General features: G+C 68.4%; 8 protein-coding genes and 2 riboswitches. Of the genes, 3 read left to right on the top strand and 5 right to left on the bottom strand.

Annotated features, from left to right (window positions below):
• Positions 1–96: 96 nt before the first annotated feature.
• The 5 genes from ACFXKA_RS14655 to metE form a co-directional block, all read right to left on the bottom strand.
• A complete protein-coding gene (locus ACFXKA_RS14655; RefSeq protein ID WP_354838104.1) occupies positions 97–969 on the bottom strand; it encodes an alpha/beta hydrolase in 873 nt (290 codons plus the stop codon).
• Between the two features lie 81 nt (positions 970–1,050).
• A complete protein-coding gene (locus ACFXKA_RS14650) occupies positions 1,051–2,175 on the bottom strand; it encodes a bifunctional 2-methylcitrate synthase/citrate synthase (RefSeq protein WP_379427580.1) in 1,125 nt (374 codons plus the stop codon).
• Positions 2,175–3,089: a methylisocitrate lyase gene (prpB, locus tag ACFXKA_RS14645; protein ID WP_379427579.1), complete on the bottom strand. Its 915-nt coding sequence runs from the start codon at positions 3,087–3,089 to the stop codon at positions 2,175–2,177. The genes ACFXKA_RS14650 and prpB overlap by 1 nt, the downstream gene beginning before the upstream one ends.
• Positions 3,089–4,591, bottom strand: coding sequence for a 2-methylcitrate dehydratase PrpD (gene prpD / locus ACFXKA_RS14640; protein ID WP_379427578.1), 1,503 nt, complete (start codon positions 4,589–4,591; stop codon positions 3,089–3,091). Before prpD ends, prpB begins: the two co-directional genes overlap by 1 nt.
• 212 nt (positions 4,592–4,803) lie before the next feature.
• A complete protein-coding gene (gene metE / locus ACFXKA_RS14635) occupies positions 4,804–7,062 on the bottom strand; it encodes a 5-methyltetrahydropteroyltriglutamate--homocysteine S-methyltransferase (RefSeq protein WP_379427577.1) in 2,259 nt (752 codons plus the stop codon).
• 137 nt (positions 7,063–7,199) lie between these two features.
• Positions 7,200–7,417, bottom strand: a riboswitch (cobalamin riboswitch).
• Between the two features lie 173 nt (positions 7,418–7,590).
• A riboswitch (cobalamin riboswitch) is annotated at positions 7,591–7,707 on the top strand.
• 38 nt (positions 7,708–7,745) lie between these two features.
• Here metE and ACFXKA_RS14630 point away from each other — a divergent pair.
• The 3 genes from ACFXKA_RS14630 to ACFXKA_RS14620 are packed head-to-tail and all read left to right on the top strand — an operon-like array spanning position 7,746 to position 9,392.
• Positions 7,746–7,961 (top strand): CbtB-domain containing protein, encoded by a 216-nt coding sequence (locus ACFXKA_RS14630; RefSeq protein ID WP_354838114.1) that lies wholly within the window; start codon positions 7,746–7,748, stop codon positions 7,959–7,961.
• Between the two features lie 22 nt (positions 7,962–7,983).
• On the top strand, positions 7,984–8,823 hold the full coding sequence (locus tag ACFXKA_RS14625; RefSeq protein ID WP_379427576.1) for a CbtA family protein: 840 nt from the start codon (positions 7,984–7,986) through the stop codon (positions 8,821–8,823).
• Positions 8,820–9,392 (top strand): histidine phosphatase family protein, encoded by a 573-nt coding sequence (locus tag ACFXKA_RS14620; protein ID WP_379427575.1) that lies wholly within the window; start codon positions 8,820–8,822, stop codon positions 9,390–9,392. The genes ACFXKA_RS14625 and ACFXKA_RS14620 overlap by 4 nt, the downstream gene beginning before the upstream one ends.
• Positions 9,393–9,612 lie beyond the last annotated feature (220 nt).

Genomic DNA, 9,612 nt, shown 5'->3' with positions numbered 1-9,612 from the left:
GGTGCGACCTCGGCCGCCCCATCCCCCCCCCGGCACACGTACTGCCCCCCCGGGGGGGCCCCCCCCCCGCGCCCCACCCCGCTCTCGTGCATGCGGCTAGCGGCCGCGGGCCAGGAACGTCTCGACGACGGAGCTGAACTCGGGCGCGTTGTCGACCCACGGATAGTGGCCCGCCCCCGCGATCGACACGTGCGTCGCGACCGGGAACAGGGCGGCGGCGGCGTTTCCGGCCTCCACACCGGTCAGCGCGTCCGCGGCGCCCGTCACGACCAGGACGGGTGCGGTGACCTGCCCGAACGTCGGCAGGAAGCGTTCGGGCTCGGTGCGATCGCCATTGCCGTGGAAGTGCTTCCACGCCTCGAGCGAGAACTGTTCGCGCTGTGTCGCGGCATGCGCGCGCTGCCTCTCACCCCACCCGCCGTACGCGGCCGGGACGTAGCGGTCCAGGAGGTCGAGCACGGCCTCGGGCGGATCCTGCGGCCCGGCCGCCGCCAATTCCCCGGCAGCGGTAAGCACCTCGTCGAACCACGGCTCGTCCGCGCGGGCATTCAGCAGGCTCGCGATATCGCCACCCCCGCCGAAGAAGTCCGGTCCCGGCACGACCAGCACCAAGCGGGACACCCGATCCGGATGATGCCCGGCGTACACGGCCGCGACCACCGCCCCCGACGAGTGGCCGAGCACGTCGATCGTCTCCACCCCGAGATGGGATCGCAGCGCGTCCACGTCCCGGGCGAGCGACGGATAGGCGTACTTGGCCGGATTATCCGGGGCCGCAGTGGATCCCGTGCCGCGCGCGTCGTACCGGATCAGGGTCCGGCTCGCGGCGAGCCCCCCGAGGTCCTCGAGATACCGCGAATCCCGCGGTCCGCCCGGCACCACGACCAACGGTGGCCCCGATCCGATCGCCTCGAACGCCAGCTCGGCCCCATCGAACGACACTGCGATGCCATGAGTCGAAGTAGTCATAGCCCGAACCTACGAACCCCGGGTCCACTCTCCCTACGCCCTCGCTACAGCCCCGCTGGAAGAGCCTCGCGGCGGGGTGTATCAGGCGACGACGGAACGTTGTGGGACGCCGATATATTGGCTCAGGGGGCGGATCAGAGCGTTGGAGGCGCTCTGTTCGATGATGTGGGCGGTCCAGCCGGTGATGCGGCTCATGACGAAGATGGGGGTGAAGGCTTCGATGTCGAAGCCGAGTAGGTAATAGGCCGGGCCGGTGGGGAAGTCGAGGTTCGGCTTGATGCCGGTGGCCTCGTTCATGGTGCGTTCGAGGATGTCGTACATCCGCACCCAGGTGCCGCCGTCGGTGGCGGCGGCGATGTCGAGGAAGGCCTTTCGCATGGTGGGCACCCGGGAGTCGCCGTTCTTGTAGACCCGGTGGCCGAAGCCCATGACCTTTTCGTTTCGGGACAGCTTGGTGCGCATCCACTCCTCGGCCAGTGCCGGATCGCCGATCTCCAGCATGTCGTGCATGACCGCCTCGTTCGCCCCGCCGTGGAGCCGACCCTTGAGCGCGCCGATGGCGGCGGTGACGGCGCTGTAGATATCGGAGAGGGTCGAGGTGACCACACGGGCGGCGAAGGTGGAGGCGTTGAAGCTGTGCTCCGCGTACAGGATCAGCGAGACCTTGAAGGCCTTCACCAGTCCGGGTGCCGGGATCTTGCCGAAGCACATGTTCAGGAAGTTCTCGGCGAAGCCCAGATGTGAGTGCGGCGCAATGGGATCCAGGCCGTGGCGGCGGCGGTGATCGGCGGCCACGATGGTCGGCAGCACGGCCATCATGCGAAGTGCCTTGGCGCGGTTGGCTTTCGTCGAGTTGTCGTCCTCAGCGGGATCTTCGGCGCCGAGATAGCTGATGGCGGTGCGTACCACGTCCATGGGGTGGCAGTTGTCGGGCAGCTTGGCCACCAGCGACAGCAGCGAGCGGTCCGCGCGCCGCGAGGCACGCTCCTGCTGCAGGAACTGGGCCAACTGGGTGTCGTTGGGGAGTTCTCCGTACCAGAGCAGGTACGCGACCTGTTCGAAGCTGCAGTGCGCGGCCAGATCCTGGACCGCGTAGCCGCGGTAGGTCAGAGAGTTGGTTTCCGGCACCACCTTGGAGATCGCGGTGGTGTCGACGACGACGCCTGCGAGACCCTTGTAAATGGTCGGTATCGCGGTCTCCGTCATTACTGATTCCTTCCAAGTGTGAAATTGAAGATGTCGGAATCGAATTCGTTGTAGCGCTCGTACTGCAGCAGCTCGTAGAGCCGGCTGCGGTGTTGCATACGATCCAGCAGCCCGGACTGGGTACCGGTCGCCGCGATCTCCCGCAATCCGGTTTCGGCGGCGAACATGGCCAGCCGCAGCGTGGTCACCGGGTAGATGACGGCGTTGTAGCCGATCGATTCGAGCGTCCGGGCCGGAATCAGTTCGGACTTGCCGAACTCGGTCATGTTGGCCAGCAAGGGAATCGAGATCGCGGCCCGGAACTTCTCGAAGTCGGCCTCGGTGTGCAGCGCCTCGGTGAAGATCAGGTCGGCACCGGCGTCGGCGTAGGCCTCGGCCCGGTCGATGGCCGCGTCCATGCCCTCGATGCCCGCGGCGTCGGTGCGCGCACAGATCACGAAGTTCGGGTCCCGGCGGGCAGCCACGGCCGCCCGCAGGCGGCGCACCATGTCGGCGGTGGGCACCACCGCCTTGCCGTCGAGGTGGCCGCAGCGTTTGGGATTGACCTGGTCTTCGAGGTGCAGTCCGGCGATGCCGGCGTCCTCCATGACCGTGACGGTGCGCGCGGCGCTCATGGGTTCGCCGAATCCGGTGTCGGCGTCGATGAGCACGGGCAGGTCGGTGACCCGGGCGATCTGCTGACCGCGCCCGGCTACCTCGGTCAGCGTGGTGAGCCCGATATCGGGCAAGCCCAGATCAGCGGAGAGCACCGCGCCCGAGACATAGACGCCCTCGAAGCCGATCTCCTGAATCAGTTTGGCCACCAACGGATTGAACGCGCCCGGGAACCGCTGAATCGTGCCCGAGCTCAGCCCCGCTCTGAACGCTGCGCGCTTGTCTGCGGCCGAGGTGGCGGCGGCGAGCAGGCCGGTCATCAGAACAGCCCCTTCGGCAACCGGGGCGCGCGGGCGAGCACGTCCGACGAGACGGTGAACGTGAGCTCCGACAGCTCGTTCGCGGACAGCTCGCCCGCGCGCTGGGCCACCTCGAGGAAGCGATCCTGCTCGCCGGGCGCGATGACACCCTCGGCGAGAGTGCGGAACTTGGCGAGGTATTGATCCCGGGCGAAGGGACGCGCGCCGAGCGGATGCGCATCGGCGACGGCCAACTCGTCGATGATCACCTCACCGCTCTTCAATGTCACCTCGGCGCGGGCGCCGAACGCCTTCTCGTCCGGGTCTGTCGAGTGGTAGCGCCGCGTCCACTCCGGGTCCTCGGCGGTGGAGATCTTGTTCCACAGCTCGATCGTGTCCGGACGCTGCGCGCGCTCCGGCGCGTAGGAGCGCTCGTGATGCCAGGTGCCGTCCTGCAGCGCCACCGCGAAGATGTACATGACCGAGTGGTCGAGGGTTTCGCGAGAAGCCTTGGGGTCGAACTTCTGCGGATCGTTCGACCCGGTGCCGATCACGGAGTGGGTGTGATGGCTGGTGTGCAGCACGATCGACGCGATCTGATCGAGGTCACCGATCCGCCCCCGCATCCGCCGCGCCAGATCGATCGGGGCCTGGCTCTGGTATTCGGCCGAGTGCTCCTTGGTGTAGGTGTCGAGAATCCCGCGCTTGGGCTCACCCGGAGCCGGCAGCGGCACCGAGTATTCCGCATTCGGGCCGCCCAGCAGCCAGGCGATCACACCGTCCTCGCCCTCCCAGATCGGCGCGGGCGCGCCCTCGCCGCGCATGGCGCGATCCACGGCCTCCACGGCCATCTTCCCGGCGAAGGCCGGCGCGTAGGCCTTCCAGCTCGAGATCTCACCCTTGCGGGACTGACGCGTCGCGGTGGTGGTGTGCAGCGCCTGACCGACAGCCTGGTAGATGGTCTCGGTGTCCAGGGCGAGGAGCGTGCCGATGCCGGCGGCCACCGACGGGCCGAGGTGGGCGACATGGTCGATCTTGTGCTCGTGCAGGCAGATCGCGCGCACCAGGTCGACCTGGATCTCGTAACCCGTTGCCAGACCGCGGATCAGGTCGCGGCCGGTGCGTCCGGTGTGCTGCGCGACGGCCAGGATCGGCGGGATGTTGTCGCCCGGGTGCGAGTACTCGGCGGCCAGGAAGGTGTCGTGGAAGTCGAGTTCGCGCACCGCAACCCCATTGGCCCACGCCGCCCACTCCGGGGAGTACGAGCCCTCGACCCCGAACACGGTGGCGCCCGGCCGGTAGGGATGGGCCAGCGCCTGCGCACGGGCATTGGCGACCGGGCGACGGGCGATCGAGGCCGCCGCGACCGCCGCATTGTCGATGATCCGGTTGACGATCATCGCCTCCACCTCCGGAGCGACCTCCACGGCATCCGCCGCAACCTCGGCGATCCGCCAGGCGAGGTGTTCCTCTCGGGGGAAGTGCTCGGCGGAGCGGTGGGCGCGGACGAGATGGTGCTGCACGGGCGGGTCCTCCCAGACGTCGATTTCACCGGTACATTCCGGACGCTACCGAGCGCTGTATTCGGCCTGAATACCTCGCAATTGCCTACTTTTGCGGACCCGACCCTGCGAATCTGTGAAAGTTGCGGGGACACCGCGTGTCGGCCGTGTCTTCAGCTGGGCCGGGAAACGACGCCGGGGCGCCCCGTGGCACGGAGCGCCCCGGCGCGCGGTCAGCGCAGCGCCTGTGCCGCCGCGACCAGGTTGCGTAGCGAGGCGGTCACCTCATCGGTGTGACGCGTCTTCAGACCGCAGTCGGGGTTGACCCAGAGCCGTTCGGCCGGAACGGCTTTCAGTGCCAGGCTCAGTGACCGCTCGATCTCGTCCGGGCTCGGCACGCGCGGCGAGTGGATGTCGTACACGCCCGGCCCCACACCCAGGTCGAAGCCCGCGGCCGTGAGGTCGTCGAGCACCTCCATATGGGAGCGGGCGGCCTCGATCGAGGTGACGTCGGCGTCCAATTCCGCAATGGCGCCGATGATCTCGCCGAACTCCGAGTAGCACAGGTGCGTGTGGATCTGCGTGGCGTCCGCGACGCCGGAGGTCGCCAGCCGGAACGCCTCCACCGCCCAGTCGAGATAGGCGGGCTGGTCGGCGCGGCGCAGCGGCAGCAGTTCCCGCAGCGCGGGCTCGTCCACCTGGATGATGCCGATACCCGCGGCCTCGAGATCCACCGTCTCGTCCCGGATCGCCAGCGCTATCTGGCGTGCGGTGTCCGCGAGCGGCTGATCGTCGCGAATGTAGGACCACGCCAGGATGGTGACCGGCCCGGTGAGCATGCCCTTGACCGGCTTGGCGGTCAGCGACTGCGTGTAGGTGCTCCAACCGACCGTCATGGCCGCCGGGCGCACCACGTCGCCGAACAGGATCGGGGGCCGCACGCATCGGGTGCCGTAGGACTGGACCCAGCCGTTCGCGGTGGCGGCGAATCCGTCGAGCTGCTCGGCGAAGTACTGCACCATGTCATTGCGCTCCGGCTCACCGTGCACCAACACGTCCAGGCCGATTTCTTCCTGCAGCGCAACGACTTCGGCGATCTCTGCTCGCATCCGCGCGTCGTATTCGGGCTGATCGATCTCCCCGCGGGAGAGCTCCGCGCGCGCTACCCGGATCCGGCCGGTCTGCGGGAACGAGCCGATCGTCGTGGTCGGCAGCAGCGGCAGGTTCAGTCGTTGCTGCTGGAGCGTCCGGCGCTCTTCAGCCGGGGCGCGCCGGGTATCGGTCGCCCCGTCCAGGCGGGCCCGCACGGTCGCGTTGTGCAACCGGGTGTCGGATCGCCTGTCCCGCACGGCCGTTCGTGCGATCTCCAGCTGCTCGCCGACCGCGTCCTGCCCCTCATGCAGGGCGCTCGCGAGCATCCGGATCTCCGCGATCTTCTCCGCGCCGAAGGCCAGCCACGAGCGCAGCCGCGGCTCCAGTGCGGTCTCGGCGTCCAGGCTGTACGGAACATGCAGCAGCGAGCAGGAGCTCGACACGGCGACCTGGGCGCCGCCCTCGCGCAGGGCGGCCAGCCGGGGCAGGGCGCGATCGGGATCGACGCGCCACACGTTGTAGCCGTCGACGATGCCGGCCACGACGAGCGTGTCCCGAAGTGACTGCGCCGCAGCCATATCGGCGTCGCCGCCTGTGACCAGATCGACGGCGATGCCCTCGACACCGGTCGCCGCCAGCGCCGGCAGTGCCTCACCCAAACGGCCGAAGTACGAGGCCACCAGCAGCGCGGGCCGCGCGGATACCTCGGCCAGCCTGCGATAGACGGTGTGCACCAGCGCCAGCTCGGTCTCGCTCAGGTCGGTGACCAGCACCGGTTCGTCGAGCTGCACCCACCGCGCGCCCGCCTCCGCCAGCAGGCGCAGCAGCCGCTCGTACAGCGGCAGCAGATCCGGCAGCCGGTCCAGCAGGTCGCTGCCGTCCACCGACTTCGCCAGTTTCAGGAACGTGATCGGTCCGACGATCACGGGACGGGCCGGGACGCCCAGTGCCAGAGCCTCTTTCAGCTCGGCCAGCGGCTTGGCCGGATGCAACGAGAACTCCGTCGCGGCCGAGAGCTCCGGCACCAGGTAGTGGTAGTTGGTGTCGAACCACTTGGTCATCTCCAAGGGCGCGACCTCGGCGGTGCCGCGCGCGGCGGCGAAGTACCGGTCCAGCTCGTCCTCGATGCCGCGCACCCGGCCGGGCAGCGCGCCCAGCAGCACCGCGGTGTCGAGCACATGGTCGTAGTACGAGAACGTCCCCACCGGAACCGAATCCAGACCGGTGTCGCGGATCCGCAGCAGCTGTGCGGCGCGCAGCCCCGCCGCGACATCGTGCAGCGTGGCGGCGTCGATCCGCCCCGCCCAGTACGACTCGACCGCGCGCTTGAGCTCGCGGTTGGGCCCGATGCGCGGCAATCCGAGCACCGTCGCGGTGAAAGTGTTGTCAGGGTTCAGCATTGATGAACTCCTTGGTCAGTAGCCGATGGCCGCCGCCCTCAAAGAACGCACGCTGACGGAGCCCGCAAAGCATCGATCCCGTGCCCAGGTCCCACTCGGCGTAGCGCCCAATCCACGAGGCGACGACCGCCGGATACGGCGTATCCGGCACAACGGGCAGGTCTTCGGACTCGTGGGCATCGACCCGGAAGGGTCGGCCCCGGCGCTCGAGGCCGGAGCTGGTCCTACTGGCCGTCGCTTCCCAGGCATCACTTCATGCGCCCAGTGCGAATGACGGCTGTCGTTCCCACTCACCGCTGCGGGACAGTCCCGGATTCTCACCGGGTTCCCTCTCACCCGCTCGGCACGTGAACGCGCCGCCGGGCTTCGACGCCATCGGATGGATCAGGGGCTCCTCGACTCCACCTCCGGCGAACCAGCTGCGATCGCGAATATAGCGAAGGTTCTCACGACCCCGTTGCGCGGCCGGCGCGATCCCATCAGCTGGACGGTTACGCAGACCCGGATTGACCAGCGTGGATGTGCCCTCGTATGGTTGTTCGACGATGTCTCGAGGAATCCGGTGCAATTCCGGAGCGGTCGCGCCACTGTGAGCATCCCGGTAAGGGTGTGAGTCAGACCCTCGCATCGTGAATTCGATCGACTGTGGGGACGCGAAATCCCCCTGACTCAAAGGGGTCACCGTGGCTACGTCCTACGCTCCTCGTTCCGGTCTCGGCACCGGCGCTCTCGCCCTCCCCACCACCGCCCTGTGGCTGGTCGGTACCACCCTTCTCGCGCTGCTGGCGATCTACTTCATCGGCATCGACCAGGGTGCGGTGTCGATCTTCGGCAGTGACATGCACGTCCACGAGTTCGTGCACGACGGACGGCATTTCCTCGGGTTCCCCTGCCACTAGTCGCGGGAATCGAGTCACCACAATGGAAAAGCGAATCATCGGCCGAGGAGTCCTGCTGGGCGCACTCGGCGGATTGCTGGCGTTCGTCTTCGCCCGGATCCTGGCCGAGCCCATCATCAACCGGGCCATCGACTACGAATCCGGCCGCGACGACGCGCAGATGGCCCTCGACAAGGCCGCCGGAAAACCCATGGGCGACATGGGCGCCGAACTCTTCACCCGCTCCCAGCAGGAGAACATCGGGCTGGGCTTCGGCGTGATCGTGTTCGGCGCGGCGCTGGGTGCGCTGTTCGCGGTCGTCTACTTCCTGGCGCTGCGCAGGGCCGGCAAGATCGCCCCCCGCAATCTGGCGCTGCTGGTGTCGGGCGGCATGTTCCTGGTGCTGTACGCGGTGCCGTTCCTGAAATACCCGGCCAACCCGCCCTCGGTCGGGCATTCGGAGACCATCAAGGAACGGACGGCGCTGTTCGTGGGCATGATCGCGATCAGTGCGGTCGTCCTGCTCGCCGCGATCTGGCTGGGCCGCAAACTGGCGGCACGGCTGGGTAACTGGACCGCCACCATCGCGGCTTCGGCAGCCTTCGTGGTGGTCATGGGCGGGGTCATGGCATTGCTCCCCTCCCTCGGGAAGCTCTCGGCCAATGAGGAGTACGGCGACTTCGCCACCGAAACCCCGCAGCCGCTGAAGGATCCGTCCGGAACGATCGTGTACCCCGGCTTCCCCGCCGACGATCTCTATCACTTCCGGCTGTATTCCTTCGCCGCCCAGCTGATCCTGTGGGCGGTCATCGGCGTCGGCTTCGCCTGGCTCGCTCCGCGCCTGCTCGGCGACCGCTCGACCACCACCGAACTGGCCGCATGAGCGCGGTCACCCGCCTCACGCTGGTGACGCACGCGATCACCGACGCCGTGCAGGCCGCCCGCTACCCGGCCGACGAACCGCTCAACCCGCTCGGGTCGCGGTCGGCCGAGAAAGCGGGCGGCCTCCCCGGCCCCGAACCCGCCGTCGTCTACCACGCTCCGGAAATCCGTACGGCCCAAACCACTCACGGTCTGGGCTTGACCGGAATTTCCGAGCCGGCCCTCCGGGATATCGACCACGGCACCTGGAGCGGCCGGTCGATGGACGCACTCCCGCCCGACCAGCTGATGGCCTGGCTCACCGATCCCGCCTATCGCGCCCACGGCGGCGAGTCCATCATCGGACTCCTCGACCGCGTCGGCGCCTGGCTGACCTCGCTGGCCGGCCGCGGTGACCGCATCGTCGCGATCACCCACCCCGCCGTGGTCCGAGCCGCGGTGCTGTTCGCCTTGAACGCCCCCGCGGAGTCCTTCTGGCGCATCGACATCCCGCCGTTGACGGCCACCACGCTCCACCATCGCACCCCCGCCTGGACCCTGCGGACCACCGCCCACGACCTCGTCGTTTGATCGTCGGTGGCGAGTGCGGACCTCCAGCGGCCGTCGCTCACGCGGGTTATCGGATCCCGACGATCACGCGGTCGTCGCCGTACTGCCACACGATTCCGGATTCGGCGAAGCCCGCCTCGCGGACGTCACCGATCACCTCGAACCGCTGTTCGCGATCGGGCATGTAGTGCTCCTGCTGACGATCCCATTCGGCCGACCCGGTACCGCGCCCGCGACATAC

Origin of the sequence: Nocardia sp. NPDC059228, assembly GCF_042754245.1 — a bacterium.
Lineage (GTDB): Bacteria > Actinomycetota > Actinomycetes > Mycobacteriales > Mycobacteriaceae > Nocardia.
The sequence above is the reverse complement of the archived record's forward strand: the minus strand, read 5'-3'. Positions and strand labels throughout refer to the sequence as shown.

Coding starts and splice junctions, on each gene's coding strand:
- ACFXKA_RS14655 (WP_354838104.1), bottom strand. CDS start 969: ATGACTACTTCGACTCATGGCATCGCAGTGTCGTTCGATGGGGCCGAG.
- ACFXKA_RS14650 (WP_379427580.1), bottom strand. CDS start 2,175: ATGACGGAGACCGCGATACCGACCATTTACAAGGGTCTCGCAGGCGTC.
- prpB (WP_379427579.1), bottom strand. CDS start 3,089: ATGACCGGCCTGCTCGCCGCCGCCACCTCGGCCGCAGACAAGCGCGCA.
- metE (WP_379427577.1), bottom strand. CDS start 7,062: ATGCTGAACCCTGACAACACTTTCACCGCGACGGTGCTCGGATTGCCG.
- ACFXKA_RS14625 (WP_379427576.1), top strand. CDS start 7,984: ATGGAAAAGCGAATCATCGGCCGAGGAGTCCTGCTGGGCGCACTCGGC.
- ACFXKA_RS14620 (WP_379427575.1), top strand. CDS start 8,820: ATGAGCGCGGTCACCCGCCTCACGCTGGTGACGCACGCGATCACCGAC.